This is a genomic window from Rhodococcus gordoniae, from assembly GCF_001646655.1.
In the GTDB taxonomy this organism is placed as follows: domain Bacteria; phylum Actinomycetota; class Actinomycetes; order Mycobacteriales; family Mycobacteriaceae; genus Rhodococcus; species Rhodococcus gordoniae.
Genome location: NZ_LPZN01000018.1, coordinates 136,059 through 153,462, shown reverse-complemented (window position 1 = coordinate 153,462; position 17,404 = coordinate 136,059). Strand labels below are relative to the sequence as shown.

Below are 17,404 nucleotides of genomic sequence, written 5' to 3'. Positions count from 1 at the left end.
GTGTACGGGCGCGCCCGCGAACGCGGACCGCTCGCGGGGGTCCCGATCGCAGGCATCCTCGGCGACCAGCAGGCCGCGACCTTCGGCCAGGGCTGCCTGTCCCCCGGCGAAGCGAAGAACACTTACGGCACCGGCAACTTCCTGCTGCTCAACACCGGCACGACCCCGGTCCGCAGCGAACACGGCCTGCTCACCACCGTGTGCTATCGCATCGGTGACGCCCCCGCGGTCTACGCCCTCGAAGGTTCGGTGGCCGTGACCGGTTCGCTGGTGCAGTGGCTGCGCGACAATCTCGGGCTCATCCGCTCCGCCGGCGAGATCGAAACCCTCGCCGCGAGCGTCCCCGACAACGGCGGAGCGTATTTCGTGCCGGCCTTCTCGGGATTGTTCGCGCCACGTTGGCGTCCCGACGCGCGGGGTGTCATCGCGGGCCTGACACGCTTCGTCGAGAAGGGCCACCTCGCACGCGCGGCCCTCGAGGCGACGGCCTACCAGACCCGGGAGGTCATCGAGGCCATGAACGCCGACTCCGGTGTCGATCTGCGCACCCTCAAGGTCGACGGCGGCATGGTGGCCAACGACCTGCTCATGCAGTTCCAGTCCGACATCCTCGGCGTCCCGGTCGTGCGGCCCACGGTCGCGGAGACCACCGCGCTCGGAGCCGCCTACGCGGCCGGGCTCGCCGTGGGTTTCTGGGAGAACGAGGAGGAGATCCGCCGCAACTGGGCCGCGGACCGCACGTGGGAACCCGCGATGCCCGTCGACGAACGCGAACGCCTGTTCGGCGAATGGAACAAGGCGGTCGAACGCACCTACGACTGGGCCTGACCGGGGCGGGATCCGCACGGATCCCGCCCCGTCCGGCATCTAGTCCAGGTCGTCGTGGCGCATCAACTGACGGGCGGCCTCGGTCACCGATCCACTCAGCGAGGGGTAGACCGAGAAGGTCTGCGCGAGGTCGTTGACCGACAGGTTGTTCTGCACCGCCAGCGCGATGGGCAGGATCAGCTCCGAGGCGGTCGGTGCGACCACCACGCCGCCGATGACCACGCCGGTCGCGGGGCGGCAGAAGATCTTCACGAAACCGCGCCGCAGACCGGACATCTTGGCGCGCGGGTTGGTGTTGAGCGGGAGCATCACGGTGCGTGCGGGTACCTCGCCCTTGTCGATCGTCGCCTGACCGACACCGACAGCGGCGATCTCGGGACGCGTGAACACTGCTGCTGCAACAGTTTTCAGTTTGATCGGGCTCACACCCTCACCGAGCGCGTGATAGATCGCAATGCGGCCCTGCATGGCCGCGACCGACGCGAGCGGCAACAGTCCGGTGCAGTCGCCCGCGGCGTAGATGCCGGGGACGGCGGTGCGGGAGACCCGGTCGACGGGAAGGTAGCCGCCCCGGTCGAGTTCGAGCCCGACCTTGTCGAGACCGAGATCCCGGGTGTTCGGCACCGAGCCGACGGTCATCAGCACGTGACTGCCCTCGACGATCCGGCCGTCGGCGAGAAGCACGCGGACGCCGTCCTCCGTGCGTTCGACCCGGTCGGCGCGGGCGTGCTTGACGAGGGTCACACCGCGCTCGGTGAGGACGTCCTCGAGCACGAGGGCCGCGTCCTCGTCCTCGTGCGGCAGGATCCGGTCGCGGCTCGAGACGACGGTGACCCGCACTCCGACCTCGGTGTAGGCGGAGACGAACTCGGCGCCGGTGACACCCGACCCGACCACGACGAGGTGCTCGGGCAGCTTCTCGAGGTCGTAGAGCTGACGCCAGGTGAGAATCCGCTCACCGTCCGGTTCCGCGCCCGGCAGGATGCGCGGGCGCGCACCGGTCGCGATCAGGACGACGTCGGCGTCGAGCACCTTCTCCTCTCCGGTGAGCAGCTTGGCGCGCACCTGGTGAGCGGCCATGCCGGGCTGCGCGTCGACGAGCTCGCCGTAACCGGAGAACAGGGTGACCCCGGCGGCCTCGAGCTTGGTGCGGATGTCGGCGGACTGCGCGCGGGCCAGGCTCTTCACACGGCCGTGGACCTGCGGCAGCGACACTTCGGCGCGTTCGAGTTCGATGCCCAGGTCGGCGGCGCGGCGCATGTCGGTGCGCACGCCGGTCGAGGCGATGAAGGTCTTGGAGGGAACACAGTCGAAGAGCACGCAGGCGCCGCCGATCCCGTCCGAATCGATCAGTGACACCGTCGCGCCGTACTGGGATGCCACCAGCGCCGCCTCGTATCCTGCGGGGCCGCCGCCGATGATCACGATCCGGGTCATTGTTCTCCTCTGTATCGATTCCGAAGGGTGCCGGGTCGGGCTGCACGTGAGCGCCTGGTGGGCACACACGTCGGCCTCAACGCTATGCCAATGCCCCCGCCTCGCGCACAGGGACCGGTCGACCCGGCACACAACGGCGCTCCACTGCCCCTCCGACGACTCCGGCGGACGACGGGTTAGCCTTATCCTCGTGCCGATCTACGCCGCCTACGGGTCCAACATGCATCCCGAGCAGATGCTGACGCGCTGCCCGCATTCGCCGATGGCGGGAACCGGCTGGTTGCACGGTTGGCGGCTGACCTTCGCCGGCGCCGACATCGGCTGGGAGGGCGCCCTCGCGACCGTCGTCGAGGATTCGGACTCGAAGGTGTTCGTCGTGCTCTACGACGTGCCGGAGGACGACGAGCGCAGTCTCGATCGGTGGGAGGGAGCCGAACTCGGGTTCCACCGCAAGATCCGCGTGCGCGTCGACACCGCCGACGGCCCGGTCCTCGCCTGGCTGTACGTCGTGGACGGATACGAGGGCGGGCTGCCGTCGGCACGCTATCTGGGCGTGATGGCCGATGCGGCCGAGATCGCCGGAGCTCCCTCCGACTACGTACGGGATCTGCGGACCCGCAACAGCCGCAACGTCGGACCGGGACGACCCGACAGCTTCTAGAGGGGACGGGAGATCCCGGCGGTACGCGCCGGGATCATCCGCGACGCGCTCTCACCCTGCGCCCAGCACCAGATTCGTCATCACCCGCACGCCCACGGCGAGTGCCCGCTCGTCGAGATCGAAGGTGGGCTGGTGGATGTCGAGTTCGGGCCCGACCCCCGGCCACACCCCGAGCCGGCCCATCGCGCCGGGGACGTGTTCGAGATACCACGAGAAGTCTTCTCCCCCACCGGATTGCGGGGTATCCGCCAGAGCGTCGGGACCGGTCGCGCGGATCGCGTCCTCGAACATGCGCGCCGACCCCTCGTCGTTGACCACTGGCGGGACACCACGGCGGTAGTTCAGTTCGTAGCTGACACCGGTCGGCGCGAGCAGGCCGTGCACGATTTCGCGGACCATCGGTTCGAGCAGCTGCCAGGTGTCGTGGTCGCCGGTGCGGACGGTGCCCGCCAGCATGCCGGTGCGCGGGATCGCATTGGGGGCCTTTCCGGCGCTGACCGTGCCCCACACCATGACGGTGCCGGTGCGCGGATCGATGCGGCGGCTGAGCATGCCGGGAAGACCGGTGATGACGGCGCCGAGACCGTAGACGAGATCGCCGGTCAGGTGCGGCCGCGAGGTGTGCCCCCCGGGCGAGTCGAGGACGAGTTCGACGGTGTCGGCCGCGGAGGTGATCGCCCCGACCCGCATCCCCACCTTGCCCGCCTCGAGGCGCGGGTCGCAGTGCAGCGCGAAGATGCGTGAGACCCCGTCGAGACCGCCGGCCGCGACGACGTCGATCGCCCCGCCGGGCATGACCTCCTCCGCGGGCTGGAAGATCAGCCGGACACCGACCGGCAGTTCGGGCATCGAGGCGAGAGCCAGCCCCGCACCGAGCACCACCGTCGTGTGGGCGTCGTGCCCGCACGCGTGCGAGACGCCGGGGACGGTCGACTCGAACGGCAGCCCGGTGGTCTCCTGCAGCGGCAGCGCGTCCAGATCGGCGCGCAGAGCGATCCGCGGTCCGTCCGACGGGCCCAGATCACAGATCAGGCCGGTGCCGCGAGGGAGAACCTTCGGTTCCAGTCCTGCCGCGCGCAGGTGCTTCGCGACGAACTCGGTGGTGGCGTACTCCTGCCGGGCGAGCTCGGGATTCGCATGGATGTGACGGCGCCAGAGCGAGAGATCCTCGGTATGACGGGCCAACCACTTCTCCACGTACGGGTTCATCGGCGCCCGACCCGTTCGAGGAGGCGTGCCCGGTGGACCTGATCGGTCGCCGCGCGCACGGCGGTCGCTGCGAGCGCGCGCGCTCCGTCGAGTACTGCCCGATCGGCGGACTCGGTGACACAGGCGGCCGCGAACGCCGCCTGATGTGTCACCGCGCCACCGGAGTCGAGTCCGATGACCGGATGGATTCCCGGCACCACGTTCGTCACGTTTCCCATGTCGGTACTGCCCAGGGGGCGCGCTCCTTCCTCCTCGACGGGCAGCGGCCGGCGCCCGAGACCGATGATCTCCTCACGATATGCCTGCACCAGCCACGGGTCGGGAGTGAGTTCGGCATAGGTCGGCGACACGGTCCGGATCCGGTGGTTGCATCCGGTGGCCAGCGCACCGGCGGCGAAGCAGTTTCGCGAGCGTTCGACGAGGTCGTCGAGGAGTTCGCTCGTGCCCGCTCGCAGGTAATACAGCAGTTCGGTGTGGCTCGGCACGATGTTCGGCGCGGTTCCGCCCTGCGCGACGATCCCGTGGATCTGCTGCCCGGGATGCAGGTGCTGTCGGAGCAGACCGACCGCGACCTGAGCGACGGTCGCCGCGTCGGCGGCGTTGAGCCCGTACTCGGGCGCGGCGGAGGCGTGCGCCTCCCGGCCGTCGTATTCGACGGCGATGTCGGCGAGGGCGAGCGACGTCGCGCCCGTGATGTCGAACGGGCCGGGGTGCACCATCATCGCCGCACCGACGCCGTCGAAGACGCCGCGCTCGAGCATGAGGACCTTGCCGCCACCGGTCTCCTCCGCGGGTGTTCCGATGACGCGCACGGTCACGCCGAGTTCGTCGGCGAGCGCGGCGAGCCCGATCCCGGCACCCACGGCCGACGCCGCGATGATGTTGTGGCCGCACGCGTGCCCGATTCCCGGCAGCGCGTCGTACTCGGCGCAGAATGCGAGGACGAGTTCGCCGCTCCCGAACCGCGCGTCGAAGGCGGTGGGCAGGTCGGCGATGCCGGTCGTCACATCGAAATCGTGGGCGCGCAGCACCTCGACGATCTTCGCGGCGCTCCGGTGTTCCTCGAAGGCGAGTTCCGGTTCGGCGTGGATCGAATGCGACAGGCCGACGAGGGTGTCGGAGGCAGCCTCGATGGCTGTGGCGTATTCGGTCGTCACGGGGACCAGTCTGTCATGCTCACCGCGCCCCGATCGATCGGCGCGTGCGACCGGTTCGGCAGCTTCCCGGCCGTGTCGGTTCGGCAGCGTGCCCGGCCGCGATCAGCCCAGCCGGAAGTTCGACGGGTCGGTCCGGATCTCCAGTGCCGAGATCAGCGGTGCGTGCAGTCCGCGCTTGATACCCGCCAGATTCGGCCCGCGGGTGGCGGTGAGCGCTGCGGCCCGCTCGACTGCGGCGGCGAGCACGCCGTCGCCGCCCACGGCCTGCTCGGCGATGCCCGCGGTCACGGCGTCGTCCCCGCCGTAGCGGCGACCGGTGGTGATGGCCTCCACGGCCGTCTGGATCGGCAGGCGCGAGCGGATCAGGGCGGACATCCCGACGGTGAACGGCATGTTCAGTTGCACTTCCGGCAGGCACCAGTACCCGCGGTCGGCGCGCATCACCCGGAAGTCGTGCACGAGCGCGAGCATCGCACCGGCACCGAAGGCGTGCCCCTGGACGGCCGCGACCGTCGCTGCGGGGAAGGTGAGGAGCCGCACGTAGAGATCGTGGACCGAGTCCAGATAGGTCGGCAGGTCCGGCAGGTTCGCGCCGACCCAGTCGACGTCGAGTCCGTTGCTCCAGAACTTGCCGGTCGCCGCGGTCACGAGGGCCGTGGGACCGTCGTGCGCCTCCACCTCGTCGAGGAGGGGATGGATCGCGGCGAGGCGATCCGGGTGGAACCGGTTCTCGGAGCCGTCCACGTCACGGTCACCGAGATGCAGGACGAAGACGTCGCCGTCACGTTCGAGGTAAGGCATGCACGTCAGCATACCGCGCCTCCTTACCCGCGAGTAACATGCTGTGAGCGATTAGGGTCCGATGCCATGGGAGCACCCGATCACGTCTTCGACCCCGCCGCGGCCGCCGATGCCGCAGCCGCCGCACTCGCCGAACGGACGGGAGTGGCCGAACACCCCGTCGCCGTCGTCCTCGGCTCCGGCTGGCGGGCCGCGGTCGAGAGTTTCGGCATCCCCGTCGCCACGATCCCGATGAGCGAGCTGCCCGGATTCGCGCCGCCGACGGCGGAAGGACATGCCGGGAACATCCACTCGGTGCGCGCCGGCGACAACGCGGTCCTCGTCCTCGCGGGCCGGATCCACGCCTACGAGGGACACGACCTCGCCCGTGTCGTCCATCCCGTGCGCACGGCGGTCGCGGCGGGTGCCCGCACCGTCGTCCTCACCAATGCGGCGGGCGGGATCGACCCCGAGTTCTCCGTCGGTCAGCCCGTTCTCATCTCCGACCATCTCAACCTCACCGGCCGCTCCCCTCTGGTCGGCGCCCAGTTCGTCGATCTCGTCGACGCCTACTCGACGGAGCTGCGCGCCCTCGCCCGGGAGATCGATCCGTCGCTGGCCGAAGGGATCTACGCCGGTCTTCCCGGCCCCCACTACGAGACACCGGCGGAGATCCGGATGTTGCGCACGCTCGGCGCCGACCTCGTCGGCATGTCCACGGTCCACGAGACCATCGCGGCCCGCGCGGCCGGAGCACGGGTGCTCGCGGTCTCGCTGGTGACCAACGCCGCGGCCGGCATCACCGGCGCTCCCCTCGACCACCTCGAGGTGCTCGCCGCGGGCCGTGCGGCCGCGACCCGGATGGGCGATCTCCTGCGCGATCTGGCGGCCCGGCTGTGACGTTGCGCTTCGGCACCGCCGGTCTGCGCGGCCCGGTGGGTGACGGGCCGGACTGTATGAACGTGCCCGTCGTCGTCCGCACCACCGCCGGGCTCGCGGCGTGGCTCGAGGCGAACGGACAGGGCGGCGGCACCGTCGTCGTCGGTCGCGACGCCCGCACGGGCTCCGCGGAATTCCACACCGCCGCCGCAGAAGTCCTCACCGCAGCCGGTTTCGACGTCGTCGCACTCGGGCGGCCGCTCCCCACCCCGGTGACCGCCTTCGCAGTGCGGGCACTGGGCGCCGTTGCAGGAGTGCAGATCACGGCGTCGCACAATCCCGCCGCCGACAACGGCTACAAGGTCTACCTCGCGGACGGGGCGCAGCTGGCCGCACCGGCCGACCGCGAGATCGAAGCGGCGATCGACGCCATCGGTGATGCCGCGACCGTGCCCCGGGTGCCGGTCGCGCCGTCGGGCGACGAACTCGTCGATCGTTATCTCGCCCGGGTCGCGTCGCTCCCCCGCTCTCCGCACCGAGCGGTGCGTATCGCCCTGACGGCCCTGCACGGTGTCGGCGGTGAGACGGCGGTCGCGGCGCTGCGCGCCGCGGGATTCGACGACATCCACGTGGTGCCGTCCCAGTTCGCGCCGGATCCGGCGTTTCCCACCGTCGCCTTTCCCAACCCCGAGGAAGCCGGTGCGACCGACGCTCTCCTCGCGCTGGCAGCGGAGGTCGACGCCGACCTCGCCCTCGCCCTCGATCCCGACGCCGACCGGTGCGCCGTCGGGGTCCCGACCCCGCAGGGGTGGACGATGTTTCGCGGCGACGAGACCGGAGTTCTGCTCGGCGACCGCATCCTCGCGTCGTCACCGCCCGGATCGCTGGTCGCGACCACCGTAGTCTCGTCGACCATGCTGGGCCGGCTCGCGGCCGCGCGCGGCGCGCGGTACGCGCAGACACTCACGGGATTCAAATGGCTGGCCCGCGCCGGCGACGGTCTCGTCTACGCCTACGAGGAAGCGATCGGGCACTGCGTGGACCCGGAGGCGGTGCGCGACAAGGACGGCATCGCGACGGCCGTGGTGACCGCCGACTACGCCGCGGAGCTGAAGCAGGCCGGCCGGACCCTCACCGACGCACTCGACGACCTGCATCGCGAACTCGGAGTCCACGTCGGCGGTCAGGTGTCGATCCGCGTGGACGACCTACGGCACATCGGCACCGTGATGACGCGGTTGAGATCAGCGCCGCCGGCGACTCTTGCGGGTCTACCGGTGACCGCGATCGACCTCGCCGAGAGCCCCGGACCGATGCACACCGACGCTCTCGTCTTCGAGAGTCGCGAGGACGTCGCGGACGGGCCGAGGGTGCGCGTGGTGGTGCGCCCCTCGGGCACCGAACCGAAGCTCAAGGTCTACCTGGAGGTGGTCGCGGAGCGGGACCGCCCGGCCGCGGAGACGATACTCGACGCCCTGCGCGGATGGGCGGCCTCGCTCGGTGACGAGATCCTCTGATCCCCGTCCGGTCCGGCCCGGTCAGACCTGCTGTGGCACACCGTAGGTCACGACGGTGTTCCGGTCTGCGGTGACGGCCTTCAGGTACGGCCGGATCATCACCGGACCGATGGCTCCCGAGACCGAACCGTGCACGCCGGCGATCCGGATGGTCGTCGAGCTGCCGTCGAACCGGAAGTCCTCCACGATCGGGACGGAGGTGATGCCGCCGGGCTCGAGCGGGATCTCGATCTCCTGGGACGGGATGATGTCGCCGCTGAGCGAACCCCCCGACTCCAAGCCGAGATCGAGCGAGGCCCCACCTTCACTGTCGAGCGTGAGGCCGATGGCCGCACCGTTCTCCACGCCCCACGACAGGCTCGGGGTGACGACGGTGACGGTCGCCCCCGGCAGCGCGACCGGGTAGCCGACCTGGAAACCGACCTCCACCGCCGTCCCGGCGAAGTTCGCCGCGTTCGGACCGGTGATCCGAACGGTCGCAACCTCGTCGTGGAAGAACTCGACACTCAGCGGTGAGCTGTCGAGCGGCGGCACCGACTGTGTCGAGGTGTCGGCCTGGATCACTTCGATCGCGTGCCCTCCGTCCAGCGGGAGGATGCGCGAGTTGTCGACGGCGGCCGCAGCCGTACCGTGACTCGTCACCGCGGCGAGGACGGCCACCGCGCCCACCGAAGCGACCCTGGCACTTTCACGAATCAGTGTGCGAGAGAAAAACTTTGCCATTCCGCCGACCCCATCTCTGGCTCTACCTACACAGTGGACTTCACACGGAGCCCACCGAGCGTATGGAACAACCGAGACCGTCGGGTTCTTTTTCGATAACGAGATGACAGCGGTCCGATGTCACATCCGTACCACCAGTCACACCGGCAACGGACGATCCGGCGTCATCGCGGTCCGAACTGCCTGTCCCCCGCATCACCGAGACCCGGCACGATGTATCTGTCCTCGTCGAGACCTTCGTCGACCGACGCCGTGACCAACCGGACCGGATGACCCGACGAGGCGAGAGCCTCCACCCCCTGCGGCGCCGCGACCACACAGATCGCGGTGATATCGGTGGCTCCGCGCTGGGCGAGGATGTCGAGGGTGTGCACCATCGACCCGCCGGTCGCGAGCATCGGATCGAGAACGAAGACCGGAAGACCCGACAGGTCCTCCGGCAGCGACTCCAGATAGGGCACCGGCTCGAAGGTCTTCTCGTCGCGAGCGAGTCCGACGAAACCGACCTGGGCCTGAGGAATGAGGGCGTGGGCCTGCTCGACCATGCCGAGGCCGGCGCGCAGGACCGGGACGAGCAACGGCGGCTGCTGCAGCCGCACTCCGGTCGTCACGGCGACCGGCGTCCTGACCTCGAACGTCGCGATGGGCGCATCGCGCACCGCCTCGTAGACGAGCATCTGGGTGAGTCGGCTCAACGCGTGCCGGAAGGCAGCGTTGTCGCTGCGTTCGTCGCGGAGAACGGTCAGGAGCGAAGCAGCGAGCGGGTGGTCGACGACGAGCGAATCCATGTCCGAAGAATAGAACGACGGAACCGACCGGCCTGCGGGTGCGTCGAACCCGACAGGGACGGAACCCTCCCGGAGGTGCCGAATCCCACAGGAGCGACGCGAGAGGCGACGATATGACCGAGTACTGCGACAGGGACGCGATACGGATCGACACGACCGCTGTCAGGAGGTTCGGTGACGAGGCTGCGGCTCTGGCCGCGCGCCTCCACGACGCCGCCGACAGGACGCGTCACGGCGATCCCTCGACGCTGAGCGCCGTACTGGGACCGATCGGCGCGCCGGTCCTCGCCGCGCTCACCGCGACCCACACGGCCCACGCACGCGATCTCGACCGGCTCGGCGGCCTGCTCGGCGGTATGGGGGACGCCGCGACGGCCTCCGCGGACGCCTACGAACGGACCACCACCGAGACCGCCACCCGGCTGGGCGCCCTCTCGGAGGAGCTGTGATCGCAGGCGACCTGCTCCTCGCGCCGCTGACCGACCTGCTCGGGGCGTTCGGCACCGCGGTGCCGCCCGGGATCGACCCGGGCGAGATGATCCGTATCGGCGCGCAGTGGGCCGAGGAGGTGCACGCGGTCGGTCGCAACGCCGTCGCGGAGCTCGCCTGGAGCTGGTGCGGTCCGGCCGCCTCGCAGGCGATCGCGAGTGCCGAGCAGGTGCTCACCGACGTGCTCGCGGCGGCCGATCGTGGTGTGGCGCTCGCCGGGATCGCGCTCGAGGCCACGGTCACGGCGCTCACCGGTGCGGCCGAACTGGCTCGTCTCGTCGACTCGTTCGTCACCTATGCCGAGCAGGCAGCACCCGCGACCGCTCTCCCGCAGGGACAGCTCGCGCTCCTCGCCGTGGCGATCGATCATCTCGTCGCCGGGCTGGACGTGCTGACGCGGGTGACCGGCACGCTCGCGGAGCTGACCGATCGGGCGACCGCGCTCCTCCCGCCGGCCCCCTCGTCCCCCGGCACCGCACCCGGCGACCCTCGCAGTGCCGATCCATCGGCCGCCGGCGATCCACGGGCGTTGCATACCTTCGGTGGAGGATCCTCCGGCGGCGTCGAGGTCCGGCTTCCGGACGGCAGCATCAGCCGGGCGCCGAACGAGACCGCCGCGGCAGCCGTGCGCCATGCCCTCGCAGAACAGGGCACGCCGTACGTCTGGGGTGGCACGACCCCCGGATCCGGACTCGACTGCAGCGGCCTGACGCAGTACGCCTACGCACAGGCGGGCCTGGAGTTGCCCCGGTTGGCCCAGGAACAGGACGTCGGCACGCGGGTGGATCCTGCAACCGCCCTGCCCGGAGACCTCGTCGTATGGGACGGGCACGTGGCGATGGTGGTGGGCAACGGCATGATGGTCGAGGCCGGCGACCCCGTCGCGGTGACGCCGATACGCACCACGAACGGCGCGATGGCGTTCCAGGGTGTCTACCGGCCCACCTCCGGCTGATGCCGGCAGAGAATCCGCACAACACGGGAACCGGCCGTGCCCGTGCTGCGTCCAACCCGATATGGACAACACGACGACGGAACCGATCACGGCCACCGCCCACAACCGGGCCGGGACGATCTCGGTGCGGACGACGGACAGCGGCCTGCCCGTGGATCTCCGCATCGACCCCCACGAGTTGCGTTACGGAGCACAGCAACTGGCCGATCGGATTCTCGACCTGAACAGGCAGGCCGCCCTCGAGGCAGCGGTGATCCGCGGCGAACGCCTCGCCGCCGAGGGTGTCCCCCGCGAGATCCTCGACCGGATGCGGCTCCCCTCCCGCGCCGACCTGGCAGCCGGGCCGGCCGAGCTGCCGCGAGGGCTCGTCCGATGAGCGAACCGATGGTGGAGGCGATCGTCGACCGGGCCCACCTCCGGCTCGATGCGCTCGAACGCACGGTCGAGCGGCTCGACGCCGTCCGGGGCATCGCCCGCAGTCCCGACGGGCGCGTGACCGCCCGCGTGGACGGGTCGGGAGCGCTCGAAGGGCTCCGGCTGTCCGAACCGATCGGCGGTGCCGATGCCCGGGAACTGGCGGCTGCGATCCTCGCGACCGTGCACGAGGCCGCCAGGGACGCCGCGGCCGCGCGCGTCACCGCGATGGAGGAGCTGCGCGCGTCCCTCACTGTGGGCGACGACACTCCGCTCGCCGCCGGCGACCACCCGCTACAGCGGTGAACCACCGGCGGAGCTGCCCCCGGCTATATTCTCGGCGCCGACATGGCTAGGCTTCGCGCCATGGCTGGAGACATCGTCCCGATCGAGCTCGGTCTCACCGACGGCAACCTCGTGACGCTCTGGGCGCCGCGCTGGCGCGAAGGCGACGACGAGTGGGAGGCATTCCTCGGCCACGGTGATGATCTGTACGCTTTCCCGTCGGTCCCGGAGCTCGTCGCATTCGTGCGGTCGGGAGCCGACAACGATCTCGTCGAGCACGAGGCGTGGCCGATCGTCTCGAAGCTCGCGGCCTCCGAGTTCGAACCCGCCGAGCCGCACACCTACGACCTCGTCGGCGTGCCCGAACTCGTGGCCGACGACCCCGATCCGGTCTCCGTGTCCGAACTGCAGGACACCTTCGACATCGTGAGCATCCTCGGCGACGTCTGCGATATCGACGTCGTGACCAAATTCTTCGAACGCGAAGAGATCGACACCCTGCTGCAGCACGGCGTCTCGGCCTTCCGCACCCGTGAGGGTCTCGACCTGTGGAACCGCATCGGGACGGCGGTCGCGCAGGACTGGGACGCCGTGATCGACGCCCTCGACGCGGTGATGACCACGCCCGACGTCGACGCCGCGGTGGTCGCCGAGATCGAATCCGAATTCGTCGCGGTCGACGAGAACGAGGTCGAGGCCGACGACACAGTCGAAGATGTCGACGCCGACGACGAATACGAGTTCATCGACGGAGACGACGAGGACGACGGGTACGAGTTCTGGGGCAGGGTCGGCATCGACCCCATCCGGATCATCACCACCGACGGCACCTGGTACTCGCTGCGGTGCTACGTGAACGACGACGCCGTCTTCCTGGGTCACGACGGCACGATCGACGTCTTCCCGTCCGAACGCGCGCTGGCCCGCCATCTCGCCGACAACCACGACCACGACCTCGCGACACTCGAGCCGTACACGGAGATCCAGCTCGCGGCCGTCGACGGCTCACTCGACGTGACGGTCACCGACGACAACGTCTACGTGCTCACCGGAATCGCCGACGACATCTCCGAGGGTGTCGAGGCCGTCGACCCCGACCAGCTCGAACTGGCGGTCGAACTGTTCGTCGACGCAGCGAACTTCGCGGACGACGAGTCGACCGACGCCGCTCTCGCCGCGTCCACGGACCTCGGATCGTTCGTCAACCACGCGATCGAGCCCGATTCGGGGCACCCGGTACCGAAGCCGCCGTTCGACGCCGAGGCGCTCGCCTGGCGCGAACTCGAGCGCGAGTTCGAAGCGCGACTGCGCCGGCACTGACGCGGGTTCTGGGCGGGTTCTAGCCGACGAGGACGGCGTATCCCGGCTTGATGACGTCGTCGATCAGCTCGAGCCGCTGATCGAACGGGAGGAATGCCGACTTCATGGCATTGATCGTGAACCGTTCGAGGTCGACCCACCCGTAGCCGAAGGTGTCGACGAGCCGCACCATCTCCTGCGTCATCGTGGTGTCGCTCATCAGCCGGTTGTCGGTGTTGACGGTGACGCGGAAGCGCAGGCGGGCCAGCAGGTCGAAGGGATGCTCCGACAGGGCACGCACCGCGCCGGTCTGCACGTTCGAGGACGGGCACAGTTCGAGCGGGATGCGCTTGTCGCGGATGTAGTTCGCGAGCCGTCCGAGAGTGGCGGTTCCGTCGGCGTGCACTTCGATGTCGTCGACGATCCGCACGCCGTGGCCGAGCCGGTCGGTACCGCAGAAGGCGACGGCCTCGTGAATGGACGGGAGCCCGAACGCCTCCCCGGCATGGATCGTGAAGTGGGCGTTGGCCGCGCGTGTGTACTCGAAGGCATCGAGATGACGGCTGGGCGGGTTGCCCGCCTCGGCGCCGGCGATGTCGAAGCCCGCCACTCCGCGGTCGCGGAAGCGCACGGCGAGCTCGGCGATCTCCAACGACCGCGCCGCGTGCCGCATCGCGGTGAGCAGGCAGCGCACGCGGATGCGCCGGCCGCTCGCCGCCACCTCCGATTCTCCCGCCCGGAACCCTTCGAGGACGTGCTCGACGACCTCGTCGAGCGACAGCCCCTTCTCGAGGTGCTGTTCGGGCGCGAACCGCACCTCGGCGTACACCACGCCGTCGTCGGCGAGGTCGAGGACGCATTCCCGGGCGACACGTTCGAGCCCCGGCGCCGTCTGCATCACGGCGACGGTGTGCTCGAACGTCTCGAGATAGCGCTCGAGCGACCCGCTGTCGGCGGACTCGCGGAACCAGCGCGCGAGGTCCGCCTCGGTGTGCGCCGGCAGCGACCAGCCGCACGCGTCCGCGAGTTCGAGGACCGTCCGCGGACGGAGACCGCCGTCGAGGTGATCGTGGAGGACCACTTTGGGTGCGGTGCGGACGAGTTCGGGAGTCAGCCGGCCGTTCATGATCGGGACGGTAGTCGGCGGCGGGCCGTTCCGCTCGGTCTCCGGCCACCGTGCTTCTACGCCCGGATGCGTTCGATCACGAGCGGCTGCCGGGCGGGTGCCGTATCGGAGATGCGGACACCCTCGCGGAGGGCGGCGAGCGCGTCGGGGATGCGTCCCGGAGTGTCGGTGTGCAGCGTCGCGACGGGTTGTCCCGCACGGATGCGGTCTCCCAGGACCGCGTGCAGTTCGACACCCGCCCCGGGCTGCACGTCCTGCCCCTGCCGTTCGCGGCCGGCCCCGAGGCGCCAGGCCGCGATACCGACCGCGTACGCGTCGAGTTCGGAGAGCACCCCGTCCGCGTCCGCGTGGACGGTCTCGGTGTGCGTCGCGACCGGCAAGGGCGCCGAGGGGTCGCCTCCCTGAGCGGCGATCATCGCGTTCCACCGGTCCATCGCGGTGCCGTCACGGAGCCGGTCGGCGGGATCGACGTCGTCGACACCGGCGGCCTCGAGCATCTCGCGCGCGAGGGCCACGGTCAGCTCGACGACGTCGTCGGGCCCGCCTCCGGCGAGTACCTCGACGGCCTCCCGCACTTCGAGTGCGTTACCCGCGGTCCGCCCGAGCGGGCTGTCCATGCGGGTGAGCAGGGCGGTGGTGTGCAACCCCTCGTCGGCACCGAGCTCGACCATGGTGCGTGCCAGCTCGCGGGCCTCGCCGAGTTCCTTCATGAAGGCACCGCTGCCGACCTTCACGTCGAGGACCAGCGCTCCGGTGCCCTCGGCGATCTTCTTGCTCATGATCGAACTGGCGATGAGCGGGATCGATTCGACGGTTCCGGTGACGTCGCGAAGCGCGTACAACTTGCGGTCGGCGGGAGCGAGGTCGGCACTCGCCGCGCACACGACCGCTCCGACGGCCGGATCGGTGAGGATCTCGGCCATCTCCGCGGTGCTCAGGTCGGCATTCCACCCGGGGATCGCCTCGAGCTTGTCGAGGGTTCCGCCGGTGTGGCCGAGGCCGCGGCCGGACAGTTGCGGGACAGCGACGCCGCATGCCGCGACGAGCGGCGCGAGCGGCAAGGTGATCTTGTCCCCCACTCCCCCGGTCGAATGCTTGTCGACGGTGCGCAGACCGAGTGCGGAGAAATCGAGACGGCGACCGGAGTCGATCATCGCGGTGGTCCACCGCGCCGTCTCCGCCCGGCTCATACCGCGGAACCAGACGGCCATCGCCAGGGCGGACATCTGGGCGTCGGAGACCACGCCGTGGGTGAACGCTTCGATGACCCAATCGATCTCGGTGCCGGAGAGCTCGTGCCCGTCGCGCTTGCGGCGGATGACGGTGACGATGTCAGGCACGGCGGTCCTCGTTCTCCCGCACGGCCGCGAGATCGTCGGGGCCGAACGCGTCGGGGAGCAGATCGGACAGGCGACGGGGGCCGCCGTGGGCGTCCACCTGGAGGTCGGGGCCGCCGTGTTCGAGGAGCACCTGCCGGCATCGCCCGCACGGGGTCAGGACGTGGCCCCGGGAGTCGCAGACGGCGACGGCCCGGAGACGGCCTCCACCCTGCGCGAACAAGTTACCGACAAGTACGCATTCGGCACAGAGACCCAGTCCGTGTGAGACATTTTCCACATTGCACCCGAGGACCGTCCGACCGTCGACGGTGAGGGCGGCAGCCCCCACCGGGAATCCGGAGTAGGGCGCGTAGGCTCGCTCCATCACCTCATGTGCTTTGGCGCGCAACATTTTCCAGTCGATGTCCGGCATGGTTGATCATCCTGTCACGGTGGCGTGGACGACGGTGGACGGCCCCTGCCGCGCCAGATCACAATTGGAAAGGCAAACCTAACTTCGCTTTTGGGGGCTGTACGAATGGGGCGGGAGATTAGTTCCCGAGTTTGGGATGGGTCTAGAGTCGATCCAAGTCGGTTCAGGTTCACGTCGGGCCCGTACTGCGGAATCCCCCACAGGTAGGAGCAGCTCGACGCGTCCACCATTGACGTTGGAGGCACAGCACTCGATGAGCAGCACGACTGAAGCCGCCCCCGCAAAGGCGGGGCGCACACGGTCGCTTTACCGGGGAGACCCCGGCATGTGGTCCTGGGTATTGCACCGGATCACCGGCGTGGCGACATTCTTCTTCCTTTTCGTCCACGTCCTCGACACCGCACTCGTCCGGGTCAACCCCGAGACCTACGACGCGGTGATCGACACCTACAAGAATCCGATCGTCGGCCTCATGGAGCTCGGCCTGGTCGCGATGGTCCTGTACCACGCGCTCAACGGCCTGCGGGTCATGCTCGTCGACTTCTGGTCGAAGGGCCCGAAGTACCAGCGCGTGATGCTCTGGACGATCCTTGCGATCTGGTTCGTGGTGATGATTCCCGCGACCGTTCGCATCCTCTTCAACACTTTTGCGGGGCACTGACATGACCGAAGCGAAGACCCTCGGTAAGGAATACGACCGGCCCGCCGGTCTGGACAACCCACGTTCGCCGCGACGTGCCGCGAAGAACAACTTCGAGCTCTACGCCTGGTTGTTCATGCGCCTGTCCGGCCTCGCCCTGATCATCCTGGTCCTCGGTCACCTGTTCATCATGCTGATGCTCGACGAGGGCGTGCACCGCATCAACTTCGCGTTCGTCGCGGGCCGCTGGTCCAGCCCCTTCTGGCAGATCTGGGACCTGTCGATGCTGTGGCTCGCACAGCTCCACGGCGGTAACGGTCTGCGCACCGTCATCGCCGACTACGCACGTAAGGACTCCACCCGGTTCTGGCTCAACACGATCCTCGTCGTGTCGATGATCCTGATCATGGGCCTGGGCACCTACGTGATCTTCACCTTCGACCCGAACATCACGGCGAGCTAGGG

The 17,404-nt window shown here is 69.5% G+C and carries 20 protein-coding genes; 11 read left to right on the top strand and 9 right to left on the bottom strand.

Going from position 1 to position 17,404, the window contains the following annotated elements; translation table 11 throughout:
• A partial coding sequence (locus A8G18_RS10955; protein ID WP_245207841.1) for an FGGY family carbohydrate kinase occupies positions 1 to 828 on the top strand: 828 nt, incomplete at its 5' end.
• A gap of 39 nt (positions 829 to 867) precedes the next feature.
• Here the strand turns inward: A8G18_RS10955 and A8G18_RS10950 are convergent.
• Complete coding sequence (locus A8G18_RS10950) at positions 868 to 2,265, bottom strand: NAD(P)H-quinone dehydrogenase (RefSeq protein WP_064063873.1); 1,398 nt, start codon at positions 2,263 to 2,265, stop codon at positions 868 to 870.
• Positions 2,266 to 2,455: 190 nt separating this feature from the next.
• Here A8G18_RS10950 and A8G18_RS10945 point away from each other — a divergent pair, with 190 nt between their 5' ends.
• The gene (locus tag A8G18_RS10945; RefSeq protein WP_016933249.1) at positions 2,456 to 2,926 is read left to right on the top strand and encodes a gamma-glutamylcyclotransferase family protein; all 471 of its coding nucleotides are present in this window, start codon (positions 2,456 to 2,458) and stop codon (positions 2,924 to 2,926) included.
• 51 nt (positions 2,927 to 2,977) lie between these two features.
• Here the strand turns inward: A8G18_RS10945 and A8G18_RS10940 are convergent, their stop codons facing one another.
• From A8G18_RS10940 to A8G18_RS10930, 3 genes are all read right to left on the bottom strand, one after another.
• Positions 2,978 to 4,135: a M20 family metallopeptidase gene (locus tag A8G18_RS10940; protein ID WP_016933250.1), complete on the bottom strand. Its 1,158-nt coding sequence runs from the start codon at positions 4,133 to 4,135 to the stop codon at positions 2,978 to 2,980.
• The gene (locus A8G18_RS10935) at positions 4,132 to 5,292 is read right to left on the bottom strand and encodes a M20 family metallopeptidase (protein ID WP_064063872.1); all 1,161 of its coding nucleotides are present in this window, start codon (positions 5,290 to 5,292) and stop codon (positions 4,132 to 4,134) included. Before A8G18_RS10935 ends, A8G18_RS10940 begins: the two co-directional genes overlap by 4 nt.
• Positions 5,293 to 5,394: 102 nt before the next feature.
• On the bottom strand, positions 5,395 to 6,093 hold the full coding sequence (locus tag A8G18_RS10930; protein ID WP_064063890.1) for an enoyl-CoA hydratase/isomerase family protein: 699 nt from the start codon (positions 6,091 to 6,093) through the stop codon (positions 5,395 to 5,397).
• Positions 6,094 to 6,159: 66 nt separating this feature from the next.
• Between A8G18_RS10930 and A8G18_RS10925 the strand changes: the two genes are divergently transcribed.
• Complete coding sequence (locus A8G18_RS10925) at positions 6,160 to 6,972, top strand: purine-nucleoside phosphorylase (protein ID WP_064063871.1); 813 nt, start codon at positions 6,160 to 6,162, stop codon at positions 6,970 to 6,972.
• A complete protein-coding gene (locus A8G18_RS10920; RefSeq protein ID WP_064063870.1) occupies positions 6,969 to 8,468 on the top strand; it encodes a phospho-sugar mutase in 1,500 nt (499 codons plus the stop codon). The genes A8G18_RS10925 and A8G18_RS10920 overlap by 4 nt, the downstream gene beginning before the upstream one ends.
• Before the next feature lie 21 nt (positions 8,469 to 8,489).
• On the opposite strand, the gene A8G18_RS10915 is transcribed toward A8G18_RS10920, so the two are convergent.
• Together A8G18_RS10915 and upp are read right to left on the bottom strand one after the other, a co-directional pair.
• Positions 8,490 to 9,137: an MspA family porin gene (locus A8G18_RS10915; RefSeq protein WP_016933795.1), complete on the bottom strand. Its 648-nt coding sequence runs from the start codon at positions 9,135 to 9,137 to the stop codon at positions 8,490 to 8,492.
• Between the two features lie 218 nt (positions 9,138 to 9,355).
• On the bottom strand, positions 9,356 to 9,979 hold the full coding sequence (gene upp, locus A8G18_RS10910) for a uracil phosphoribosyltransferase (RefSeq protein WP_016933796.1): 624 nt from the start codon (positions 9,977 to 9,979) through the stop codon (positions 9,356 to 9,358).
• A 113-nt stretch (positions 9,980 to 10,092) separates the two neighbouring features.
• Between upp and A8G18_RS10905 the strand changes: the two genes are divergently transcribed.
• The 5 genes from A8G18_RS10905 to A8G18_RS10885 all read left to right on the top strand — a co-directional run bounded on the left by A8G18_RS10905 (position 10,093) and on the right by A8G18_RS10885 (position 13,442).
• Positions 10,093 to 10,428: a type VII secretion target gene (locus A8G18_RS10905; protein WP_084421706.1), complete on the top strand. Its 336-nt coding sequence runs from the start codon at positions 10,093 to 10,095 to the stop codon at positions 10,426 to 10,428.
• Positions 10,425 to 11,423 carry a C40 family peptidase gene (locus tag A8G18_RS10900; RefSeq protein ID WP_064063868.1) on the top strand — a complete coding sequence of 333 codons (999 nt, stop codon included), beginning with the start codon at positions 10,425 to 10,427 and terminating at the stop codon, positions 11,421 to 11,423. The genes A8G18_RS10905 and A8G18_RS10900 overlap by 4 nt, the downstream gene beginning before the upstream one ends.
• A gap of 61 nt (positions 11,424 to 11,484) precedes the next feature.
• Complete coding sequence (locus A8G18_RS10895; RefSeq protein ID WP_064063867.1) at positions 11,485 to 11,799, top strand: hypothetical protein; 315 nt, start codon at positions 11,485 to 11,487, stop codon at positions 11,797 to 11,799.
• The gene (locus A8G18_RS10890; RefSeq protein ID WP_064063866.1) at positions 11,796 to 12,143 is read left to right on the top strand and encodes a YbaB/EbfC family nucleoid-associated protein; all 348 of its coding nucleotides are present in this window, start codon (positions 11,796 to 11,798) and stop codon (positions 12,141 to 12,143) included. The genes A8G18_RS10895 and A8G18_RS10890 overlap by 4 nt, the downstream gene beginning before the upstream one ends.
• 60 nt (positions 12,144 to 12,203) lie before the next feature.
• Positions 12,204 to 13,442 carry a hypothetical protein gene (locus A8G18_RS10885; protein WP_064063865.1) on the top strand — a complete coding sequence of 413 codons (1,239 nt, stop codon included), beginning with the start codon at positions 12,204 to 12,206 and terminating at the stop codon, positions 13,440 to 13,442.
• 19 nt (positions 13,443 to 13,461) lie between these two features.
• Here A8G18_RS10885 and A8G18_RS10880 read toward each other — a convergent pair whose 3' ends face one another.
• From A8G18_RS10880 to A8G18_RS10870, 3 genes are read right to left on the bottom strand one after another with little or no spacing between them, the layout of a single operon-like run.
• Positions 13,462 to 14,547 carry an adenosine deaminase gene (locus A8G18_RS10880; RefSeq protein ID WP_064063864.1) on the bottom strand — a complete coding sequence of 362 codons (1,086 nt, stop codon included), beginning with the start codon at positions 14,545 to 14,547 and terminating at the stop codon, positions 13,462 to 13,464.
• Between the two features lie 56 nt (positions 14,548 to 14,603).
• On the bottom strand, positions 14,604 to 15,887 hold the full coding sequence (locus A8G18_RS10875; protein WP_064063863.1) for a thymidine phosphorylase: 1,284 nt from the start codon (positions 15,885 to 15,887) through the stop codon (positions 14,604 to 14,606).
• The gene (locus A8G18_RS10870; RefSeq protein ID WP_026003522.1) at positions 15,880 to 16,299 is read right to left on the bottom strand and encodes a cytidine deaminase; all 420 of its coding nucleotides are present in this window, start codon (positions 16,297 to 16,299) and stop codon (positions 15,880 to 15,882) included. Before A8G18_RS10870 ends, A8G18_RS10875 begins: the two co-directional genes overlap by 8 nt.
• Positions 16,300 to 16,552: 253 nt before the next feature.
• Between A8G18_RS10870 and sdhC the strand changes: the two genes are divergently transcribed.
• Together sdhC and A8G18_RS10860 are read left to right on the top strand one after the other, a co-directional pair.
• Entirely contained in the window at positions 16,553 to 16,960 is a 408-nt protein-coding gene (gene sdhC / locus A8G18_RS10865; RefSeq protein ID WP_084421704.1) for a succinate dehydrogenase, cytochrome b556 subunit, read from the top strand.
• Between the two features lies 1 nt (position 16,961).
• Positions 16,962 to 17,402: a succinate dehydrogenase hydrophobic membrane anchor subunit gene (locus tag A8G18_RS10860; RefSeq protein WP_016935299.1), complete on the top strand. Its 441-nt coding sequence runs from the start codon at positions 16,962 to 16,964 to the stop codon at positions 17,400 to 17,402.
• Positions 17,403 to 17,404 lie beyond the last annotated feature (2 nt).